Below are 21,628 nucleotides of genomic sequence, written 5' to 3' on the forward strand. Positions count from 1 at the left end.
TTAGTGTGCTACTGAAAATAACTCTTCCATATCCTTTGCAGACTCATCCATGAACTCATATATCTTTTCAAGGCTTATAGTCATTCCTTTTATTCCGCCCTTGCCTGCATCTCGTATGGACACATCAAAAAAACCATCTGCTACAAGTTCTCTCTCAGTACTCTCCCTCAAAACAAAATCTATAAATAACTTGGCATTGTCCTCATTAGGAGCTCCCTTTATCATTGCCACAGTGCTTGGAGTAAGGAGTGTTCCCATTTGGTCTTCACCCTGGTCAGGATAAACCATTGTTACGTTGGCTCCATCCTCTATTGCTTCACGAGCATCATCAGAATCAGTAAATCCTATGGCAACCTGTCCACTGGCAGCCATATCCTTTGTCACAGAATTACCATCAACAACATTAACACCAAGATCCACTACTGTCTGAAAATATTCTTTTCCCTTTTCTGGTCCCCACTGAGCATAAAAAGCAGCTGCCATAGTCTTAGTGGTTCCAAACATAGGATATGCAATTGCCAACTGATCACCTGTATACTTACCGCTTACAAAATCACTTACAGAAGTTGGAAAATTCTCTTTTGCCAAAAGATCATTATTTACCAAAAGAACTCTGGCTCTTCCTCCAAATGCTGTCCAGCAGTTATCTGAAGCCTTGTAATAATCTGGAATATCCTCTGCTGATGGTGATTTATAAGGCTGTAAAGCGCCTTCTTCCTCAAGCTTTATGGTCTGAATAAATTCATTGTTCCAAAAGACATCACATACAGGGTTGTCCTTTTCAGCAATGATTCTGTTTACAAGGCCAGTTGTTTTGTTGGCCTCAGTATCATATACCACATTAACCTTGATTCCGGTTTCTTCTTCAAACTCGTTAATTATTTTTTCGCTAAACACTTCATCAACTGCGGTATATACTACCACTTCCTGGGACTTACCTTTTCCACAGCCTGCTATAGCAAGAATTCCTGTTATGATAAGTCCTAACAATATTGTACTTCTTTTTTGCATACTACTCTCCAGAAAAAAAACCAGCCACAAAGTGACTGGTTTATAAGATTTAAAATAATTACATGTACTTCTCAACAATGCCATCAACAACAGGAATCTTGATTGTTCCCTGGTTAAGTGACTTGAAGATAAGACCTGCAAATACAAGATCCTCAAGAAGGCTTACAACTCTTGATAATACATTAAAGATGTCTGTAATAAAGCTGAAGCTTACTGTCAATCCAAATGTACGGAGAAGTGAAGAAATAACACCAAACGCATCTGGAATAAGGCCTACAAGAAGTGATAAGAAGCTAAAGAAAGCAAGTGTAGCAAGTGCCTTCACAGCTGTCTTCTTGAGCCATTCGTTAGACTCCATAAGAAGTACATAACCTACAAGAATAGTTGATGCTGTATATCCTCCGAATAATGCTGCTGCATAAATAAATGCGCCAAATACAGCTACTGATACGCCAAGACGAGTCTTTTCCATTACTGCTGTACCTCCTCAAGCTTAGTACCGCAGTTGATGCAGAACATGTCACCAGCCTTAAGAACTGTGCCGCATGTAGGGCAAGTCTTTGTAGCCTCTTCCTGAACTGGTGCAGCCTGAACTTCTGGCTGAGGGATTGCTGTTCCACATGATGTACAGAATGCTGCTCCCTTAGGAACCTCTGCTCCACAGCTAGGGCACTTTGTTACGCCCTTGATCTCTACGATCTGCTGCTCGAATGTAGCAATCTTCTCAAGAGAAGCCTTGATATTTCCAACAAGCTCTCCATATCCTTCCTCGAAATCTTCTGCATGAGACTCAAAGTACTTCTTACCAATCTCTTTATAAGCTGCATTGATCTTGTTCTTCTCATCTGCAATGTTTGAATTAAGTTTAGCTATATCTGCAAGGTCCTTTCCCTTTGCAATAGCTTCCTGGCTGGCTGAAGAAATCTTCTTACCGAAATCATCTAAAAACCCCATAGTTTCCTCCTAATAAAACTTTTTTCTCGCTTTTTTCTACAAAAAAGCTACTTCATTTTACATCGTTCCTAATATTTATACAACCGTTATTCGTAAAATGATGCATTCATATAAAAAGTTTTTTTAGAAATTATTTAATGGAGTTTTATCATATCAATCCGCTCGACTACCCCGATATCTTCCAGTACCTTTATCATTCTATAAACAGTAGCTGTTCCTATTGATTCATCGCTTTTTCTTACCATACAGCATATATCTTTGCACGAGGCACCATCATTTTCTGCAATAATGTCAGCAACTATCTTTCTTTGCTTCGTTATTCTCATTCCCTCTTTCCTAAGTGCATCAATAATCTGTTCGTTACTCATCGCGTTTCCCTTCTGAAATTAACTAGTTCTCGTTATTTTGTTAGCGACTGCTAACACATTTCTCAGAGAAAACCCGCTAGAAGCGGGTCGTTAATCTGTTGCATTTTTATACAATTATGCAGATATCATTTGATTTCAATTACCTTATATCCAAGCCCTTCTATTTCTGAAGTTAGAACTTCGTCTGCTACTTCTTTTTCGTACTGGACTACTGCCTGTTTCTTCCTAAGGCTCAGTTTAGCAGATACTCCATCTATCCTGTTGATGGCACGTTTAACCCTGTTTGTACAGTTCTCACAGTGCATACCATCAATCTTAAAAATCTTGGTTTTAATTATTGGCCCATTCAGCTTTTTATCAGCTTCCTTAACTATAGAATTTCCACCGCCACAGCAACTACCCTGACCTAAAAGATGCTTTATAGAGCCCCTTAATGCAAAAAACAAAATGATCACTAAAAAAATAATTATAAAAGCATTTATCATAATGTAAAAAACCTCGTGAAAATAGTTATCATTATGCCTCGAACACAATGTTAGCATCTGCTAACTATTTTTTCAAGTGTCTAGATCACTTATTTTATTTTTTTCGCCGGGACGCCAACGTACACTCCAGATTCTTCTATATTTTTAACAACACACGCGCCTGCTCCAACTATGACTGCCTCCTTGATGCTCAGCCCCTGAATTATTCTCATGCCTGTACCTAATTCCACGCGCTCTTCAATATTGCAACAACCTGATATATTAACGCTTGGATATGCTGTTACAAAGTCAGAAATCACATCATCATGCCCTATTGTGCAATCCCAATCTATACTTACATGATTTCCTATGGTCACATCGACAGAAATTATTGTCCCAGCACAGATTATAGTGCCTTCCCCAATCTTTACGTTTCTGGACATTATAACTGACGGATCTATCAAAGTTGCATATTGCAAAGCATACTTTCTCAACTTTTGTATTATTGCATGTTTAGTATCTGCATTTCCAATGGCGCAAACAACGTAAGAATCCTTGCATTTTTCTAAATAACTTATTCCTCCCAACACAGGATAGTCATATATTTTCTTGTTCCACAATGATTCATTGTCATCAACATATCCAACTATACTCCATGTTGGATTTACCTTATTGATTCTCTCTACAAGCCATGCTACTTCTTTGCCAAATCCACCTGCACCAATAATATATAAATCTTTCATTTACCGTCCTCACCCTCTCTATATAACTAAAAAGTCAAATAATTATATCATAATCACGCCAACCACATCCATAGTGAAGCATTTTCTCGTATTAAATGAAATCGAGTAGAAGACGGTCAGTCTTCCTACTCGTCTGCGAGCCGCTGGTCAGCTTATTCTGACTCCGGATCGCTGATAATGATGTCATCGTCTGTTACAAGAAATAGGTTTGCTATTTCTCTTTTGGCTGAAAATGATTTACCAGAGCCAGGTGTTCCAAGAATAAGTCCATTAGGATTCTTTAAAAGCTTTCTATCCACCATGATTAGGTTATTAGATAGTGCGTTAAGCCCATAATAAAGAGCTCCTCTGTGATCCTGGAATAACTCCTGCGTAGTAAATGGAACAAAGATTGCTGTGCTTGAAGTTGTCATGCCTCGCTGAATATCTACCTCGTTATAAGCAAGCGGTAATGTACTCACAAGTCCCTGCTCCTGCTGAAAATCTAATCTGATAAGATTACAGTTGTGCTTCTGTGCAATGGAAGATGCCTGAAAGATATTGTTTTCAAGCTCCTGCATTGAGCGTCCTGTATTAAGAACCATGAATGTCAAAAGAAACATTCTCTCATTCTGCGTCTGCAGCTCTTTTAACAGAGCCTTGGCATCCCTGCCATAAGTAGCAAGGTCTGAAGGAATGATTTCCATATCGTACCCGGCTCTTACTGCCTTCTTCTGTTCCTCAATCTTGGAACGGTCAAGCTCAGTGATAGTGTGCTTGATTGTCTTGATAGCTTCATTCTGATCTACTGACTGAATGTGCATGGTAACAATCTGTGTAGACTCCATACCAAGGAAGTCTGCAAGCATTCTGTCGCTGATATCTGATGCATCTATTGATAAAAAGCTCATAGCACAGAAAAGATCTCCAATCTTGAAGTATCTGCCTGTAGGAAACTCAAATCCGCTAGGTGCAATGAAATCTTTAACAGATAAGCCGCTGCCAACAAGATATTTCCAATCAAAATGGAATCTTGCCTTATCGCCCATATGAAGCTGTCTGTGCATCAGCGCAAGTCTCTGGTATCCATCAAGTGTCTCTGCCACAACTCCAAGTCTTTTGAAGTTATTGAGCAGATCCATCTCAATATGAATGAGTCTTGGCTTTGCTGACTTCATAGAGTCTGCATGGATTCCAAAGGTTATGTACTTGGTCTTGGTAAGACCATTGTTTCCAGCCTCCATCTGCTTCAAGAGCACTGTAGAATACTCATCTCTCACATCATTGAAGCCATCCTTCTGATGAGGAATCGCAATCTTTCTCTCAAAGTCTGTGGCATCCGTAGCCAGATTCATGAAAGAAAGCTCGAAGTGTACTGAGCTGTCAAAGAAGTTAAGAAAACTGCACCACTCCTCAAAAATCTCTGTTTTATCCTCCTGCTGTGCAAGCTGATAATTGATGTCCTGAAACTGAATTGTTCACTCATGCCCTGAATAACCGCAGGTCTTACCTCAGGAGCAATAGCCATTGCATCAGCATGAAGCTGCTCTGCAGTAATTCCATAAGTCTCAAGCATCTTGTTTGTCACAAGAATTGAGCTTCTGCCCTCGTCTGAGGAATCAAGGACAAGGCGGTAAACAATTGCCATATCCTCCATATTCTTATGAGGAACATTCTCAAGGAACTCTGCATTTCTCTCAGCAGACACAACCTCCATGGAAAGCTTCTGCTTCATCTGCTCATAGTCGCTGATTGCATCAAGATTGAAATCCGGTCTGTTTGTAATTGCATTCTCTGCAGCATTTGCAGCCTGCTTGGCAATGAGATCAAAGTCCTTTCCATTCTCATACTCTTCAAAGAGCTTACCGGCATTAAGGTTCACACCGATATTGCTGGTCTCAGGCTTAACTGTGAGAGCATCATAGGTCTCATTTGCCTTATCAACCTTGTTGATTTCAACAGTGTAGTTGCCTCCGTTCCTATCAAGCTGCTCCTTCACGCTATTCGCAAGCTCTTCCTTAAAAGTTTCAAAATTCATTTTTCATCCTCTTTTCTTTAGATTGTTTTTGGACGCAAAAAACGCCAGCCGAAGGCTCTAAGCCCAAGCTGACGTTTCTTAGTTCTTCGTATTCTTTTGCAAAAGAGATGTACCTGCAAGCGATGCATCACTCATATTCTTTGGTACATTATAACAATATCACAGGTTTTTCCCCTTTGAAATTCACAATCCATAACGTGAGGATAACAAAACATAACGCACGGATAACGATGTATAACCATTATCTTCGGATATAATGCTCATCCCAACAAACAGGAATCTGTCTGTTCCAATGCCATCTCGATCTCTGCGAGTTCATCTGTAATCGCGTTGATCCTTCCGGTTTTCGTGAAGCCCATACGGCGATATAGCCTTTCCGCGTTAACATTGTTCTCAAGGATCCATAACGAAGGAGTATCCGGACATTGACCGACTGCAAACTGCAGCAATTCCGTTCCATATCCCATATTCTGTTTTTCCGGAAGGACATAAAGATCCTCGATCAGGTTTTCTGTCACCGAAACGACACCCACAGGAGCTTCATCCACAAGCATAAAGAACCTGGTTCCTTTATCCATCTTATCGCGTATATACCTTAGCTGTCGTTCGGGTGAATGGATCTCTATGAATTCCGGAGTGCAAAAATCTCTGTGTGATTCTCTCCAGGATATGGAATGAATAATTGCCGCATCCATTATATTCTGTTCGTTTACAGGAATTATCATCATTGCCTCCGCAAGCTGGAATTGAACAAAATCGCTGCGCGATGGCCTGCCTAGGCTGTGTGCAGTGATTTTGTTCAATTGCGATTTATATATCAAACCTATAGATTTTTACTTTTCGTTTACCCTCAGCATACATTTCATTGTCTTCTGGAATATTTGCTGTCTCAATAAATATACCGCCTGCATACTCGCATGTTTTGTAAGAAGCTACATTAGCCGGATCACAAGTAATAATCAAATAATCCAAGCCATGTTTCTTCGCCTGTTGAAACAGAAGTTTACATGCCTTTGCGGCATAATGGTGTCCGCGATAAGGTTCATCAATTTCATAGCCGATGTTGCCGCCAATATATGTTTTGTCATTGTGTCCTATCCTTAAATCGCAATTTCCAATCGTAGTTCCATCCACTAAACAAATATCCAAATAATAAGCTGGGAGCCACCTCTTCTCAGGTTGTTCCTCACATGTTTTAGTTAGTTTTAAAAATATCTCATCTGTCTTTAAATCTTCTACACCAAAAAACATATTTTATCCCTTCAAATTCCGATTTGCTTATCTTAACTGGAAGATAATCCTATATCTCTATCATTTTTCTAATGCCATTTGGTATTACTTCGAAACCAAGTTTCTGATAAAAACCTTCTTTTCCCTTGGCAGAAACTCCGCCTATAGTAGTGAATTTCCCTGTAGAAGAATTCTTCACAGCATAGTCTACAAGGTGATTGACAATCATGGTCCCTATACCCATGCCCTGATATTCAGGCAAAACCAGTATTTCCTGCAGATACCAATACATCGCACCATCGCCAACAAGTCTGCCCATTCCTATTAGTTCACCGTTTTTCAAAGCAGAGACATTTATAAGGCCATTCTTGAGTGCCTTTCTTGCGTGTTCTATAGGAATATCAGCAAATGCTGTAGCATTTCTAAGCCTCACAAAATCTTCAGGTTTAAGAATATTATCAACGAGTTCAATATCATTAAGCTTCATTATGTAACACTCCATTGTAAGTTTTACTGAAATTCAAAGTTTTATTATCGTCGCAAGTTTCTTTCCGCATAGAATTCCAAATATGCAGCAACAACAACTCAGTGCCACATATAATCCGCCATTCATATATTGTTTCTTCTCAAACAAATTAAAAGCTTCAAGGGAAAATGTAGAGAATGTGGTAAAACCTCCACACACCCCTGTCTTCCAGAAAAGAATGGTATTATCAGATACACTTTCTCGGTTACTGGTAATTCCAACAACGAATCCAATTAGTATGGCACCGAGGATATTTGTAATCAGAGTTAATATCGGAAAATAAGTCTTAACAGGAATCAGACTTATTGCATATCGCGCTACTGCACCCAAGGCACCACCAAGTGCTACAAATAGAAAATTCATATCAACCTCTCTATTGTCATATATACTGAAATTCAAAGTTCCATAATTTCTAAATCGTCCGAAACCAAAACCTTTCCATTATCCAAAGAACGGGCATCTTTCTTTGATACACTGCTGGTTCTGCGATGAGAACTCACAGTGTTGCTTCTCATATTCGATCTGCGCCCCGTAGTGCTGTCTTACGTACTCTATTCCATGCTTGAACGCAATCATAGCATCTCTTTTACAACATCTTGGGCCATTTATCTTGCCAAGCTCTCCTATGGCGCTTGATGTAAATGCCATGTGATCTCCCCATGTGCCATCCTCAGAAAGTGGTCCTGTACCATCAATGATAGAAAGGGCTGCTCCTATAGATGTTATCGCTCCGCATATTCCCCACAGTCCGCACATTGCTCCCGGCATCCGGAGTCCTTCTTTCAAAAGCTTCTCCAAAGCAGAGTCTATATCTATTTTGCCACCTGCATTATGATAAGCCATTAAAAGACATGCCCCATCTAATATATGATGCTCTGGCCCATGTATGCTTATATACTCTTTTTTTGCCATTGACTTAAACATCTTGATAGGATTTACGCCTTTTTCATTACGTATATCTTCAATAATCCTGTTTGCTTTTTCTTCAATAGTCATAAGTAGTTTCTCCTATAAACTAATTATGAAGCTCTGTACTCCATAAGAGTTGTGTTCTGCCATTTTCCAAATCGATCCTTAGCTATTCTTTCCCTATAGCCAATCTCCCTGAATCCGCACTTTTTATGTAGGGCTATACTCGCTTTGTTAATTGAGAATATTGCAGAATATATGCTCCAATATCCATCTTTCTCAGCTTCCCGGATAATCGTATTTACCAAAGCTGTTCCTATCCCATGCCCTCTATAGTTTCTGTCTACATATACACTCATTTCAACGCAGCCTTTATATGCGCACCTACTTGAAGAAGGACTTAGCGCTATCCAGCCTACAACCTTCCCTTCTTCCTCAAAAACAAACCTGCAATTCTTTACGTGCCCTTCATTCCACTCAGTAAAACTAGGACACTCTGTATTAAAGGTTGATGTTCCCTCTTCTAACCCCTGCTTGTAAATCTCTGATACTGTCCCCCAGTCTTCATCTCTCATTTCTCTAATCACAGCATTCCACCTCCGATTTTTTTATCGCATCATTATAGATATTTAATGCCTCTAAAACCTGACTCTGTTTTTCCTTTGGAATCATTGAAAAAACTCTCTCAAACTTCAAATTCATATCTTTTTCTATTGCATTGAATCTTGCCATTCCTTCATCAGTCAGATTAAGCACTACACACCTACGGTCCCTTTTTGAAGATTCTCGCAAAACATATCCTTTTTGGACAAGTTCTTCTACAGATCGGCTTACAGCACTTTTATCCATCTTAAGAAGTTCAGCAAGTTCCTTTACACATATTCCGGGTTTTCTGCCTATCTCAACAACCAGAAAGCATTGAGATGTATTGACGTTACATTGACAGCAATCAGAACTGTTTAGCTTCTCAAGATTACGTTCTAATTCTCTGGTACTTTCTCGAAATAGTTTTACCTTATCCATCGAATGTCCTCCTATGGATTTAAATGATAAAATCATTAGTTGTATTTGTCAACTAATTTATAATATAAAAAAGCCACATAGCCGTTATAAACAACTACATGGCAATTACGTGGGCATATTCATTAAGCAAGCCTGACTGCAACATCCTTATCTGTTACCACTACAAATTGCCAATCCCGCATATGATCATTCGTCGGTGCTTTTAGCCCTGCGGAGATAATTTTTTCAAGAATTTCTTTTGAGATTACTTCGTTTTCAAAGTCACGAATTGTTTTTCTTTGATTTATCGCCTCAAATAATTCCATATTTCAATCCCCTTTCCTTATCGCATAATATAAAAAGTTATTATCTTAATCCTTTCGCCAAATCATATGCCCTTTGCGAAAATGTTTCGATTCTTTCTTGCCTATTTATATCATTACCATAGCCTCTGGTCATTTCGTCAAAAGCATATACTTCGCATTTCTTTGCCCTGTTACGAATTCGGTCACCAACCATAACAGTCTTCATAGCTTCAAGTTGTTGCACCCTGATATCATCCTTTAATGAGCCTCCCATTGTAATAAGAAACATGGCTTTTTCCAAAGTTTTCATCGAAATTTTATCTCCATAGGCAAAACCATATGTCCATACCCTCTGGAACCATCCCTCAAGCATAGCCGGAGAAGCCGTCCAAAAATCAGGATAAATAAATACAACAATGTCGGCCGAATTAATCTTTGCCTGCTCATTAAGAATGTCTTTCTCTACAGGATCCTCTAATCGATAAAATCCTTCTCTAATGTATTCACTTTCTGACATGACTGGATTAAATCCCTGTGCATACAAATCAGAGACCTCATAAGAGTGGCCTGCATCCTCGAGCCCTCGTATAAAGGATTCCTTTATCGTATGTGTAAAACTGTTTTTGCTTGGATGACAATATACAACTAATACTTTCATAACATCTCCGTTATCTCATCTAGCTGTTTCAATCTGTTTATATACAGTTAAATCAAAAGGCAAACTCTACTCATGTTCTTTCACATACTGTATAAACTCAGGTGTTTTAGACCAATATTTAATGCCCCAGTTTTCAAAATTCCATTCATCCATATATTGATTGCATTCATAGTCTACATAGTAAATAAGGTTATCTTTAACAACAAAGTTGGTCGGAAAATAATCTATATTTAGGCCTGCTTTCTTTGCGGCATCCGCCATTTCACGCACCTGCGTAATATAGGGCTCGACCGATATTTCGTCGCGTACCATATCGAAAATGGTTGGACCCTCGATGTATTCTTTAACAATCCTCTCGGAATCTTCATCAATGGAAAGCATAAGCGGAATTCTTATTCCTGCATCTTTCAACCTTCTATAATCGTTTTTTTCCGCTTCGATCTTGTTGCCAAATGCATAGTACTCACACGGTTCATGGTGGATTTGCTTTAATACGACCTCTTTGCCATTTGATAACGCAAGATAGGAGTATCCACCCTTTCCGTGCCCCAATAGCCTTACAATCTCATATTCGTCACTGTTTACTCTGACAATCTTGTCCATTTCATCCTCTTCTATATTTCTGAATCCAGTCAACAGCAAAATCCACAAGTCTTTTTTGATTCATTAAGCGTAGTTCGGCATTTCCAATCATGGCTTTGTTAACAGCATTGCTCTGTTCAAAAGCTTCTCCTATCCGGTCAAAATCCTCACCATCAACAAAAAGCGTCTCGTACTCTTTCCATACGCGCTTACCGCTTTCCATGATCGCACTATGCTCTATGCAATTATGCTTGCCGGGATAATCAGCGCGGACATCTGCAAGATGCAAAGACGTATTTTTATCATAACCAACACCGATAAGCAAAACCTCTCCATTCAGTTCATACAGTTTTCCTATTGGAGAGCCCTCTCCGAAAACATTGGAAAGGTCATGATCATTAACAAGATATTCTGCGTGTTTGCCCCATGCCGCAACGGATCTTGCCGGATGGTCGCTTCGCAGGGTTCCTGGCCATTGACGGAACGCTTCAGCTACAGCTCCCATGGTATTTGTTGGCGTAATTCTCTTATCATAAGCCGGCCAGTTATCGCGGATTATCTGCCAGTATTCTTCCGAAACGGTCCAGTGAACACCATCTTCAGGATCTAGATTCTTCCAGGATTGTGCTGGCATCATGATCGTACCGTCTTCTCCAACCACTTTAATCAATGCCTCAATAACGGTCTGCGCACCACCACAGACATAGCCCATTTTAGATAATGCTGTATGAACCATCACAGTATGGCCTTTCGCCAAACCAACAGAATACAGTGCATTTACAATTTCTTCCTTTGTAATTGGTTTCACCATCATGTACCCCTTAGCCGTTTATATTCAAATTATATCTTTCTATATTCTATAAGAAACTTAATCATTAAAAAAGCCCTGTAGCGGTATTTGTCACCACTACAAGGCAATTCCGTGGGCATATTCATTAAACAATAACATCAAGTAACTTATCCTTTGCTGATGCAAATAATTCAAATGCTGCGAGTGCTCCGAAGTGAACCAGGAATACCGCGAAGGATATTCCCATCACTATAGCCAGCTGCAGCCATGCGTGCTCTGCGATAATGATGCAGGCTACAATCAAAATGTATAAGTAGAAAAGTCCCATTACAAGGTTTCCAACCTTTGAGATCAATGATGTGAAAACTGTAAGGAATGTCAAAATCAACCATACAGGAAACAGTATCAATCTTAGTAGTAATTTAAGTGCCAGCATACTAATCACCCCTCTTCTCTATGAACTCCATGCGCACTTTATAAGCAATAAGTCTAAGAACATAATCTGGCATCTGTCTCTCGCCATGCTCCCAATCAGAAATGGTTCTATAAGGGATTCCAAGCCACTCTGCAAAATCCTTACGATTCATGCCAGATTGCTCGCGAACTGCTTTGATTGCATAAGCCGTAAGTCTCTTGCCGGTTGGCTCTTTCTCGTCTTTTGCTCTGTCATATTCAATATTGAGATTCATTCCTTCAATCTCAAGTGTGTAATCATCCCTCATAAGCCGTCTCCTTCACTAACGCATTGCGTACTTTTGTTCAACTTCATTATAATAAACGCATTGCGTACTTGTCAATCTGTATTTGCTATTCCCCACTCAGGGCTTGCCATATCATGATTGACCTCTGCTCTAATATAGGCATCTGCTGTACTTGGGGCATTGAACAATGTTGCAAGTAGATATTTCTTCACATTCCTTGGCATCTCTGTATTCTTGTGCCAACTGTCCATTACATACTCGATATGGAACTTATTGAGTTTTAAGAGCTTAGCTTTGACAAAGTTTGTCGAGTACTTATTGCTGGCCACAACAATATCCTCGCTCTTGCAAAGTACTGTCTCAAGAATCAGATCATACACTCCCATGATAAACTCCTTGTCGTGAGGAAAATCTACGAGAAGTGCATCCAGCTCAATATTCTCACGAATAAGCTCTGCATATCCCATCTCATCTGATCTCATCTCAGATTCCTGTTTGCGTTTCTGTCTCTCTAAGTATTCACTTGAAGGTATGATACGAATAGATTTAGTATTACTAGGGTTAGTATTAATATATTTATTATTATTTGGGTTTGATTTCCAAACTCCTGAAAGTTTGTTTTCGGGACTCATAGAAGTTTGATTTTCGGGATTCTCGGAGTTTGAAAAACAAACTTCTGTAGAGCTATCAACATTGCTATCCTCAGCATCAGATTTTACTTCTACTGTGCCAAAAGTTTGATTAGCAAACCCTTGATTATTCTTGGGAATGAAGTTTTTAACATATATCCTCATTCCTGTGCCCGGAGCGCCCTTAACTTTTTCAATTAGCCCAATCTCTTCAAGCGCTTTTAATATATCTACGGCCTTATTCTTACCGCATCCAGCAAACTCTCTTACATCAGTAAGCGAGCAGAATATATAAGCTCTTCCAAGTTCATCAAACCACCCATTCTTGATAGATAGGTTCATCCTATCCAACATTCGAGAGTAAGTGATTATCTCAGCAATCTTTAAATCAGCATATATTGGATCATACAACAAAGGCTTTGGTATCTTGATGAAATTAAACTGGTCCGCCTCCTGACCGGTAAAATAATTCAAATCTAACTTTTTTCCCACGGAATTGTCCTCCAACTAAATTTTTCAGAAGTTTATTCAGCAAACTTCTACTTATTCTCCTCCTGCCACTTTTCAAGCAGGCTAATGATAACCATTTCACGTTGCTTGGCACTGTAGTGTGATGGAAAGTATTTATCCAGCTTCTTCTCCGACAGTGTAACCTTACGAGACTTGTTATCTGCTTGGGGTAACGCTGCATTTAATGTGTTCTTCATGATGTACTCGGTCATATTCTCAACAGCACCGGTATCCTTGAGGGCAGCTATCTGATTAGGTCTTAGAAAACCAACTTCTTTGTAATAGTCATGTAGCCATCCTTGAAGTTCCTTGTCGAAATATGAAATATCAACCGCCATAACGAAACCTATCTTCTTCTGATCTAATAAATCCAAGAACTCCGGTATCAGTTCCGTTAAATGCACATATCTTCTCACCTGGCTTGAACCCATTCCTAATTCTTCACCTATGACAGCAGCCGTTTCTGACTTCCAACCATTTTGGTTGGAGGTAGTTGAATCTCTACTTCCTTGCCTCTTCATGGCATCCATTTTCATTTTTAGTGACCATGCTCGTTCACTTGGCAATATTTCTTCCCTTTGAACGTTGGAATCCACCATTGCGATTACTGCTTCATCATCGTTCATTTCCCTTACTACTGCAGGAACAACCTCTAGCCCTGCCACACAAGCAGCATGGATTCTTCTATGCCCTGAAATTGTTTCATATTTGCCATTACCATCTGGTCTAAGAAGAACCGGTGTAAGAATGCCATTTACAGTAATACTTGTAACCAAGTCTTCCATTTTCTCATCATCAACTACCTTAAAAGGATGATTCTTGAATGAATGGATATCTTCCAGTTTGATTTCCTCTGTACCTTCACCTGTCAATGCAGGAGCTCCTAAAAGCTCATCAATCGATGCAAAATGAACCTTTTCTCTCTTAACAGCCATGAGCAAGCACCTCCTTTGTCAGTGAAAGGTATGCAAATGCAGCCTTACCCTTTGGATCATATTCAAAAATACTCTTGGCTACAGAACTAATCTCAGCAGCTCTTACAGACAACGGAATCTCAATAGGAAATACCGGAATGCTCCTGCCATATACATCATTTACTTCCATGGCTATATCCTTTGCATAATTAGTTCTGTTATCCACCATAGTAAGGAGAATACCTTCTATCTCTAATTTCGCATTTAAACGCCTTTTTACGGTGTAGATTGTCTTAATAAGCTGTTGTAATCCTTTTACCGGTAAGTAAGCCGCCTGGACGGGAATAAGTACCGTATCAGCACATGCTAGTGCATTTACTGTCATTACTCCAAGAGAAGGCATACAGTCGATAATGATGAAATCATATCTGTCTTTAATGGAATCAATATAAGATTTAAGAACCAGCTCTCTGCTCATGGTATTTACAAGAGATATTTCCACTGCAGAAAGCTCAATGTTGGATGGAATAAGGTCTACATTCTCCCTAACATTCAAAACTGCATAATTCTCAGGGATTTCTTCCTCATTTACGACATTAGAAAGAATATCTACCAGAGATACTTCCAGCTTGTCAGGCTCATCATATCCAAGACTTATGGAAAGTGATGCCTGGGGATCTCCATCTATCAGAAGTACTTTCTTTCCTTCTGATGCAAGACCAGTTCCGAGATTGACAGCGGTTGTAGTTTTACCAACTCCGCCTTTTTGATTTGCGATTGCGATGATTTTTGCCATTTTTAGTTCCTCCTATAATTTTTTTGACGATTAACTCAGGTTATAGGAAGGAATTAAAAAAGACACTTCTTAGAATCTCTTCTAAAAAGTGCCTTTAAAAAGCTTATTATTCTAAAAAATAAAGTAATTATCGGTAATTATCAGTGCCTATTCCCCACGAAAAATGGGTCATTCATAGGTCTTTTTCCGACTCAATTACCTCAAACCCTTGATTTTCCTGCCAATTACTCAGCTACGTATGGCATAAGTGCAAGATGTCTTGCTCTCTTGATAGCTGATGTAAGCTCTCTCTGGTGCTTAGCACAGTTACCTGTGATTCTTCTAGGAAGAATCTTGCCGCTCTCAGAAACGAACTTCTTGAGCTTAGCTGTATCCTTGTAATCAATTACATTATCCTTGCCACAGAAAACGCAAACTTTCTTTCTTCTGTGCATTCCGCCCTTTCTCCTCATAGGAGCATCGGACTTATCAGACTTAGTAAAAGCCATTGTAATTTACCTCCTAAATTAGTTAAAAGGAAGCTCCTCGTCAATTCCGTCAGGAATGTTCATGAAGCCATCCCCAGCTGCTGAAGGTGCAGGTTCATTACTAGGTGCTGGTCCGCTGAAGTTTCCACTGTTGCCAGCAGATGCATTCTTGGATTCAGCAAATTCCTGATCCTCCGCAACTACATCAGTTGTGTATACTTTAACGCCATCCTTGTTGGTATAACTACCAGTCTGGATACGTCCCGTTACGATAACTTTGGTGCCTTTTCTAAAGTACTTCTCAGCAAATTCACCACTCTTGCCAAATGCAACAATCTGAATGAAGTCAGCTGTCTGAGCATCCTGGCTGTCTCTTCTGGCGAATCTTCTGTCAACTGCGAGTGTATATCTTGCTACGCAGCTAGCTGTCTCTCCCTGTGAGTATCTAACGTCGGGGTCTTTTGTAAGACGTCCCATAAGTATAACTTTGTTCATATTTTCGTCCTCTTCTATTTAAGCCTCGTTCTTAACGCATAAATATCTGATGACGCCATCCATAATACGCATACGTGACTCGATCTCTGCAGGTGTTGTACCCTCAGCATCGAACTGGATGAAGTAATAGAAGCCTTCTGTCATTTTCTCGATCTCATAAGCGAGCTTCTTCTTACCCCAATCATCTACGTTAGTAATCTGACCACCATGCTTCTCGATAGTCTTCTTAACCTTCTCGATGACTGCTGTTCTGGCATCGTCTTCGATCTTTGCACTAACAACAACGGCTAATTCGTATTTGTTCATGCTATTGTTACCTCCTTTTGGTCTCTGGCTACACTTTACATTAGCGTAGCAAGGAATTTATCACAGAATGGTATGTTATCACAATATTGCAAATAATGCAAGTGCAAAATAAGTTCACCTGATTCCTCTGATATTCTTTTCCACATTTTTCCTTGGAACCATGATCTGGTGGCCACAGCCCATACATTTCAGTCTGAAATCCGCACCTACTCTGAGCACTTCCCATTCGTAATTACCGCAAGGATGTTGTTTCTTTAACTTAATGATGTTTCCTACTTTTATATCCATGTATCTTATACTTCTTACCGTACTATATCTTAATAAGTATTTCTGCCAGGTTACAGGGTAATTCCCTGTAGAGCAGCCAGTTCCCTGAAAACTTTTCCGATTTTTTCTTTTATTATTAGTGTATTCTGGGCTCCTCTTATATCAAGATCACTTTCATTGATGACAACAAGATACTTGCCTCTGAAATAATTAATAAAAGATGCAGCCGGATAAACTGAAAGAGATGTTCCACCAATTATAAGCATCTGTGCCTTTGCAATTGAATCTATGGCTCCAGAAACCTGATCATCTGGAAGTCCCTCTTCATATAGAGTTATGTCAGGTCGAATTGTCCCGCCACAGCTGCACTTTGGAATTGGCTCTTGTGATTCAAAGATATAGTCCTCAGGATATTCTTTTCCACAATTCATACAGTAGTTCCTAAGTGCGCTACCATGAATCTCATAAACAACTTTGCTTCCAGCCTTTTGGTGCAGGCCATCAATGTTCTGTGTAACTACAGCCTTTAATTTGCCAGTTTTCTCAAGTGCTGCCAGATATTTATGAGCATCATTAGGCTCTATATTCCTGGTGTCCATCTTCTGCCTGTGAAATTCATAATACACCTTGGGCTCATACACAAGACAGCTATGGCTCAAAAGATATTCCGGCTGATATTTATCGAATCTGACATCATGCTGGTTGTAAAGACCATCTTTACTTCTAAAGTCTGGAATCCCGCTCTCTGTGGACACTCCCGCGCCACCAAAAAAGACAATGTTGTCGCAGGCATCAATCATTTCTTTAAACTTCTCTATCTGTTCCCCCATCTTTTCCCCCTTTCTTATATTCAAATACTTCTTATTAGTCGCCAGTCGCCCTATTTACAACTTTTCAGCATTATTATTTTAACATAAAAAGGAGCCAGAATCTTTAAATTCTGGCCCCTTTACATTCATTCTAGGAATTATTTTTTAATGATTACTGAAGCTTTGTTGTCTTTCCTTCATCAAACATAGCCTGTCTCTCATCAATTACATCCTGATATCCAGCATCAAGATATTTCTGAGAAAGTTCATCATAAAGAGCATCAAACTCTTCTGGTGCGCACATAACAAGCTGGTCACGATACTCAGGATATACCTCTTCCTTAAGAGCTGTGCCATTCTCTGTTACTGACTCAAGAGCGCCACCGAACAGACAGTCAACGTTTGCATAACCAGCCTCGTAAAGTGCAAGCTGTCCCTTGTAGTTAGCAAGAAGATCATCATAGAAGTCCTGAGGAAGTCCCTGAGGATTGATTGCTGCGATGTCCTTCTCGATATCGCCAAATGACTTAGAAGCTGTAACAACCATCCAGTAGTCAACGTTGTTGTTGTGACCCTGCTGCTCATCAAGACCAGTCTGATCACCAACTGCTACAGGGTTTCCGTTCTCATCATAGTTGAAGTTTACGCCTTCAAGACCCCACTGCATTGTGAAGAGGTTCTCATCCTGAGCCATCCACTCAAGATACATCTCACCAGCCTTAACTTCATCTTCCGTTGCGTTGTTAGCAAATGCGATCATAGCACCAAAGATGTTGTTAGGACGGAAAGCGTTGCTTGAGCCCCAAGTTGAATCCTGGTTGAACTTACCATCGCATACAACTACGCCAAGCTCTGCATCTGGGTTAGCCTCATAGAATGACTGAAGTACCTGCATGTTAGATGAAACATATCCGCTCCATGAGAATGCCTTGCCATTGATGAAGTCAGCCTCTACATCAGATGATGCTCTGAGGTAGTACTCTGGGTTGATGTAACCATCGTTGTAAAGCTCGTTGTTCCACTTAAGGAGTCTCTTCTGAGCCTCTGTTGAAAGAGCTGGAATCTGATAATCACCTGTTGTGCACCATGTTGTCTCATCCTGTGGATAATCTCTGAAGCTGTAGTTCTGGTCAGCACCAGCGCCTGCAACCTTAGATCCGCTAAGGAGATACTCATGTCCGTTTTCCTTCATCTTTGCATAAGCCTCAAGAAGCTCTGTGTTTGTTGAAGGATATTTGTCATAGCCTGCCTCTGAGAGCCAGTCCTTACGATACCATGTAACGAATGTGTAGTTTGTGTTACCATATGGTCTCATACCAAGAACCATGTAGTCCTCATCGCCAAACTTTGTGTAGCCTGTAAGGCCGTTAGCTTCCATGTTTCCCCAGTATGTAGGAGCGATTGTCTTGAACTGCTCGATATCGATAGGCTGAAGATATCCATCAGCTGCCCATGTAGCAAGCTTATCATAGTCGTACTCCATGCAAAGTGTAGGAAGTGTATTTGTAGAAGCGAGCATAGAGTAGTCAGTCATAACATCTGAACGTGTGATTCCAACATACTCAACCTTTATATTGTACTTGTCACCAAAATTCTCCTGAACCCATTTTGTCCAGTAGTTGTTCTCAACATCAGAGCATCCGTTACCTGCATCTCCTCTGTCGTATACAGCTACACGAAGTGTAACTTCGTTCTCAAATGGTGTCCATCCATCAATACCAGCAACTACATCTGCATTCTCTGCAGCTGGAGCTTCTGTTGTTGTCTCTGCCTGTGCTGTTTCTGTCTGCTGTGTTTCTGTGTCAGTGGTTGTTGTGTCAGCTGCTGTGTTATCACCGCATCCAACGATTGTTCCAGCTACCATAGCGCCTGTAAGTGCTGTAGCAAGAACCTTCTGAAGAAAATTCTTCTTCATAATTCATACCCTCCTTTTTTCCATAAAGAAAATTGTATTTTATGCCACTCTTTGTGGCTTAAAATTGAAACTACCTTCGATAAAACCTGGCTTACGTCAGGTTAAGGAACCTACCTCTATCCTTACCCTGTTCTCTCTGGGACTCTCACTAGGCTCGACAGTACCTCGCCAAATGTTCGCCCATGGCTCGCACCAGATTCGATAAAACCTCATCAGGTGCTCTGCTCAACCCTTTACCGCTCCGATCATAGTACCCTGAACGAAGTACTTCTGAAGGAATGGATAAATGATGATGATAGGTATAGTTACAAACATGATGCAGGCTGCCTGTAAAACTTCAGGTGTTGACTGTGATACACCGCCTGTATCTGCTAGTGATGCATTCTGAGCCTCTGTTGCTGATGCTACAAGCTGATAGAGCTTGTACTGGATCATCTTAAGGTCTGCAGATCTTGTGTAGTACATGTTATCAGCATATGAATTCCAACGTCCTACTGCATAGAACAAAGACAGTGTAGCCAGTATTGGCTTGGACAGAGGAAGAACTATTTTCCACAGGATCTGGAAGTTAGTTGCTCCATCAAGGAATGCTGATTCCTCTAAACTGTCAGGAATAGTACTTGCAAAAAAGTTCTTCATTATCAGCATGTTATAAGGTGAATAGATAAGTGGTAGTATCAATACCCAAAATGTATCTAATATATGAAGCTGATAATAAAGTATGTACTGAGGAATGATACCTGCTGAGAAGTACATTGGCACCATAAGCAGGAATGTAAGTACTGGCCGACCTTTAAGTCTCTTTTTTGAAAGAGGATATGCCGCACAAGTACAAACGATCATACCAAGCAGTGTAAAGAGTAATGTGATCCAAACTGAAAAGATCATTGATTTTGTCATTGAATCATCTTTAAATACTCTTGTGAAAGCGTCAAATGTAATATCTTTTGGCCAGAAATATACGGACTGAGACATTACTGCTGTATTTCCAGAAATTGATTTTGCTGCAACGTGCACAAATGGCAACACGCATGTAGCGCATAATAATATGATGATAAGCATCATTATCGCATCGCTTATCTTAAAGCCTATTACAGCGTGGGCTCCTCCTGCTGAGAAGTTTTCCTCGCCTACGGCTTTCTTACTTTTTCCCATCGTAGTTCCTCCTCATTATAGCAAGCCATCTTCGCCAAGCTTTTTAGCAATCCTATCAGACAAAAGTACCAGTATAACGCCAATTGCTGACTGGAAAAGTCCAACCGCTGTGGCCATACTGAATTTGTTGTTACTAATACCTTTTTGGAAGATATAAACAGCTAGCTGATACTGGAACTCTTTTACCTGTGTATTACCAAGAGCTGTAAGTCTCTCAAGGTTACTTCCCATGACACGTCCAAGGTTCATGATAAGAAGTGTTACAATTGTACTTCTGATGCCCGGAAGTGTAATATGGATCATTCTCTGCCAACGGTTTGCTCCGTCGATCATGGCTGCTTCATAGAGTTCGCCACTAATACCTGTAATAGCTGCAAGGTAAAGGATAGTGCCCCAACCCATTCCCTGCCATACTCCGATAAGCAGATAAGTTATTGCCCAGTGCCATTTCTCATTGAGGAATGGAATGCCCTGTTCAATAAAGCCAGCCTGCATCATAGCTACGTTAACAAGTCCACTTGATGGCTTGAACATTGTCAGCGCTACGCTACCGATGATAGCCCAAGATAAGAAGTGAGGCAGATAAAGAATTGTCTGTGACACTTTCTTAAATCTCTTGTATCTAAGCTCATTAAGAATAAGAGCCAGAATAATTGGCATAGGGAAGCCCACGAGAAGATCTGCAATGTTAAATACAATTGAGTTTCTAAGAGCCCTGCTGAAGTCTGCATCCTTAAATACTTTCTGGAATGTAGCCCAGCCTACCCATTTACTGCCTGCATAACCCTTGGCCGGTTTGTAATCCATAAATGCCATTCTAAGGCCAGGATATGCACCATAGCTAAATACAATTACTAGAACCAGTGGAATTAAGAGAAGTAGATAAAGCTGCCAGTCTCGTTTTAAGGCACTTTTCCAAGATGTGGTAGTTACCACTCCCCCTTTTTTACTTTGTTTTTTCATACCATTGTTGCCCTTTCCCCTTGTATAAGTAAATCCTAAAATAATTTAGCCCGTATATCTAATCACTTAGTCAAAAAAACTTTGCATAAACAACCATTTAAACGATTAGTTTTAGTGCCATATGTCCCTTTTGGCTAAAAGT

Annotated in this window: 30 protein-coding genes and 2 pseudogenes; all 32 read right to left on the minus strand. The window is 40.1% G+C overall.

The window, feature by feature from the left end:
- Positions 1-1,011 (minus strand): extracellular solute-binding protein, encoded by a 1,011-nt coding sequence (locus tag BLO53_RS12370; protein ID WP_176757269.1) that lies wholly within the window; start codon positions 1,009-1,011, stop codon positions 1-3.
- Between the two features lie 58 nt (positions 1,012-1,069).
- Positions 1,070-1,483 (minus strand): hypothetical protein, encoded by a 414-nt coding sequence (locus BLO53_RS12375; protein ID WP_092062115.1) that lies wholly within the window; start codon positions 1,481-1,483, stop codon positions 1,070-1,072.
- Positions 1,483-1,965, minus strand: coding sequence for a zinc ribbon domain-containing protein (locus BLO53_RS12380; protein WP_092062118.1), 483 nt, complete (start codon positions 1,963-1,965; stop codon positions 1,483-1,485). Before BLO53_RS12380 ends, BLO53_RS12375 begins: the two co-directional genes overlap by 1 nt.
- A gap of 134 nt (positions 1,966-2,099) precedes the next feature.
- Complete coding sequence (locus BLO53_RS12385) at positions 2,100-2,333, minus strand: Fur family transcriptional regulator (protein ID WP_026489976.1); 234 nt, start codon at positions 2,331-2,333, stop codon at positions 2,100-2,102.
- 125 nt (positions 2,334-2,458) lie between these two features.
- A complete protein-coding gene (locus tag BLO53_RS12390; RefSeq protein WP_176757270.1) occupies positions 2,459-2,818 on the minus strand; it encodes a heavy-metal-associated domain-containing protein in 360 nt (119 codons plus the stop codon).
- Between the two features lie 89 nt (positions 2,819-2,907).
- Entirely contained in the window at positions 2,908-3,540 is a 633-nt protein-coding gene (locus BLO53_RS12395) for an acetyltransferase (protein WP_092062124.1), read from the minus strand.
- Positions 3,541-3,695: 155 nt separating this feature from the next.
- Positions 3,696-4,997: pseudogene (locus tag BLO53_RS12400) on the minus strand (VirB4-like conjugal transfer ATPase, CD1110 family); the annotation flags it as partial.
- A gap of 56 nt (positions 4,998-5,053) precedes the next feature.
- Positions 5,054-5,557: pseudogene (locus BLO53_RS19660) on the minus strand (DUF5688 family protein); the annotation flags it as partial.
- Positions 5,558-5,817: 260 nt separating this feature from the next.
- Positions 5,818-6,282: a GNAT family N-acetyltransferase gene (locus tag BLO53_RS12405; protein WP_092062127.1), complete on the minus strand. Its 465-nt coding sequence runs from the start codon at positions 6,280-6,282 to the stop codon at positions 5,818-5,820.
- A gap of 85 nt (positions 6,283-6,367) precedes the next feature.
- Positions 6,368-6,808, minus strand: a complete 441-nt coding sequence (locus BLO53_RS12410) for a GNAT family N-acetyltransferase (RefSeq protein ID WP_092062130.1) — start codon at positions 6,806-6,808, stop codon at positions 6,368-6,370.
- A 49-nt stretch (positions 6,809-6,857) separates the two neighbouring features.
- Complete coding sequence (locus tag BLO53_RS12415; protein WP_176757271.1) at positions 6,858-7,274, minus strand: GNAT family N-acetyltransferase; 417 nt, start codon at positions 7,272-7,274, stop codon at positions 6,858-6,860.
- Between the two features lie 33 nt (positions 7,275-7,307).
- Positions 7,308-7,676 carry a fluoride efflux transporter CrcB gene (crcB, locus tag BLO53_RS12420; protein ID WP_026497041.1) on the minus strand — a complete coding sequence of 123 codons (369 nt, stop codon included), beginning with the start codon at positions 7,674-7,676 and terminating at the stop codon, positions 7,308-7,310.
- Between the two features lie 78 nt (positions 7,677-7,754).
- Positions 7,755-8,309 (minus strand): DUF5714 domain-containing protein, encoded by a 555-nt coding sequence (locus tag BLO53_RS12425; protein ID WP_092062136.1) that lies wholly within the window; start codon positions 8,307-8,309, stop codon positions 7,755-7,757.
- A 23-nt stretch (positions 8,310-8,332) separates the two neighbouring features.
- On the minus strand, positions 8,333-8,809 hold the full coding sequence (locus BLO53_RS12430; protein ID WP_242826455.1) for a GNAT family N-acetyltransferase: 477 nt from the start codon (positions 8,807-8,809) through the stop codon (positions 8,333-8,335).
- Positions 8,802-9,245 carry a MarR family winged helix-turn-helix transcriptional regulator gene (locus BLO53_RS12435; RefSeq protein ID WP_176757272.1) on the minus strand — a complete coding sequence of 148 codons (444 nt, stop codon included), beginning with the start codon at positions 9,243-9,245 and terminating at the stop codon, positions 8,802-8,804. Before BLO53_RS12435 ends, BLO53_RS12430 begins: the two co-directional genes overlap by 8 nt.
- A gap of 122 nt (positions 9,246-9,367) precedes the next feature.
- Positions 9,368-9,550, minus strand: coding sequence for a nitroreductase family protein (locus BLO53_RS12440; protein WP_092062142.1), 183 nt, complete (start codon positions 9,548-9,550; stop codon positions 9,368-9,370).
- A 40-nt stretch (positions 9,551-9,590) separates the two neighbouring features.
- Positions 9,591-10,187, minus strand: a complete 597-nt coding sequence (locus BLO53_RS12445; protein ID WP_092062144.1) for an NAD(P)H-dependent oxidoreductase — start codon at positions 10,185-10,187, stop codon at positions 9,591-9,593.
- A gap of 66 nt (positions 10,188-10,253) precedes the next feature.
- The gene (locus tag BLO53_RS12450; RefSeq protein ID WP_092062146.1) at positions 10,254-10,790 is read right to left on the minus strand and encodes a serine/threonine-protein kinase; all 537 of its coding nucleotides are present in this window, start codon (positions 10,788-10,790) and stop codon (positions 10,254-10,256) included.
- 1 nt (position 10,791) lies between these two features.
- Positions 10,792-11,583, minus strand: a complete 792-nt coding sequence (locus tag BLO53_RS12455; protein ID WP_242875373.1) for an aminoglycoside N(3)-acetyltransferase — start codon at positions 11,581-11,583, stop codon at positions 10,792-10,794.
- 121 nt (positions 11,584-11,704) lie between these two features.
- Positions 11,705-11,995: a hypothetical protein gene (locus BLO53_RS12460; protein WP_092062152.1), complete on the minus strand. Its 291-nt coding sequence runs from the start codon at positions 11,993-11,995 to the stop codon at positions 11,705-11,707.
- A gap of 1 nt (position 11,996) precedes the next feature.
- The gene (locus tag BLO53_RS12465) at positions 11,997-12,281 is read right to left on the minus strand and encodes a helix-turn-helix domain-containing protein (protein ID WP_242875374.1); all 285 of its coding nucleotides are present in this window, start codon (positions 12,279-12,281) and stop codon (positions 11,997-11,999) included.
- Positions 12,282-12,352: 71 nt separating this feature from the next.
- Positions 12,353-13,381, minus strand: a complete 1,029-nt coding sequence (locus tag BLO53_RS12470; protein WP_176757273.1) for a DUF6017 domain-containing protein — start codon at positions 13,379-13,381, stop codon at positions 12,353-12,355.
- Between the two features lie 47 nt (positions 13,382-13,428).
- Positions 13,429-14,334, minus strand: coding sequence for a ParB/RepB/Spo0J family partition protein (locus BLO53_RS12475; RefSeq protein WP_092062158.1), 906 nt, complete (start codon positions 14,332-14,334; stop codon positions 13,429-13,431).
- Positions 14,324-15,109, minus strand: coding sequence for a ParA family protein (locus BLO53_RS12480; RefSeq protein ID WP_092062161.1), 786 nt, complete (start codon positions 15,107-15,109; stop codon positions 14,324-14,326). The genes BLO53_RS12475 and BLO53_RS12480 overlap by 11 nt, the downstream gene beginning before the upstream one ends.
- Positions 15,110-15,333: 224 nt before the next feature.
- Positions 15,334-15,597 carry a 30S ribosomal protein S18 gene (gene rpsR, locus BLO53_RS12485; RefSeq protein WP_026489979.1) on the minus strand — a complete coding sequence of 88 codons (264 nt, stop codon included), beginning with the start codon at positions 15,595-15,597 and terminating at the stop codon, positions 15,334-15,336.
- Between the two features lie 18 nt (positions 15,598-15,615).
- Entirely contained in the window at positions 15,616-16,071 is a 456-nt protein-coding gene (locus tag BLO53_RS12490) for a single-stranded DNA-binding protein (protein WP_092062164.1), read from the minus strand.
- A gap of 18 nt (positions 16,072-16,089) precedes the next feature.
- The gene (rpsF, locus tag BLO53_RS12495) at positions 16,090-16,377 is read right to left on the minus strand and encodes a 30S ribosomal protein S6 (RefSeq protein WP_026489981.1); all 288 of its coding nucleotides are present in this window, start codon (positions 16,375-16,377) and stop codon (positions 16,090-16,092) included.
- A 114-nt stretch (positions 16,378-16,491) separates the two neighbouring features.
- Positions 16,492-16,665, minus strand: coding sequence for a DUF951 domain-containing protein (locus BLO53_RS12500; RefSeq protein ID WP_092062167.1), 174 nt, complete (start codon positions 16,663-16,665; stop codon positions 16,492-16,494).
- A 50-nt stretch (positions 16,666-16,715) separates the two neighbouring features.
- Positions 16,716-17,474 (minus strand): NAD-dependent protein deacylase, encoded by a 759-nt coding sequence (locus BLO53_RS12505; protein WP_092062170.1) that lies wholly within the window; start codon positions 17,472-17,474, stop codon positions 16,716-16,718.
- Positions 17,475-17,625: 151 nt separating this feature from the next.
- Positions 17,626-19,368: an extracellular solute-binding protein gene (locus tag BLO53_RS12510; protein ID WP_092062173.1), complete on the minus strand. Its 1,743-nt coding sequence runs from the start codon at positions 19,366-19,368 to the stop codon at positions 17,626-17,628.
- A 225-nt stretch (positions 19,369-19,593) separates the two neighbouring features.
- Positions 19,594-20,523: a carbohydrate ABC transporter permease gene (locus tag BLO53_RS12515; protein ID WP_092062176.1), complete on the minus strand. Its 930-nt coding sequence runs from the start codon at positions 20,521-20,523 to the stop codon at positions 19,594-19,596.
- Between the two features lie 15 nt (positions 20,524-20,538).
- Positions 20,539-21,486 carry an ABC transporter permease gene (locus BLO53_RS12520; protein WP_092062179.1) on the minus strand — a complete coding sequence of 316 codons (948 nt, stop codon included), beginning with the start codon at positions 21,484-21,486 and terminating at the stop codon, positions 20,539-20,541.
- Between the last annotated feature and the right edge of the window lie 142 nt (positions 21,487-21,628).

The organism is Butyrivibrio sp. INlla14 (genome assembly GCF_900102515.1).
Lineage (GTDB): Bacteria > Bacillota > Clostridia > Lachnospirales > Lachnospiraceae > Butyrivibrio.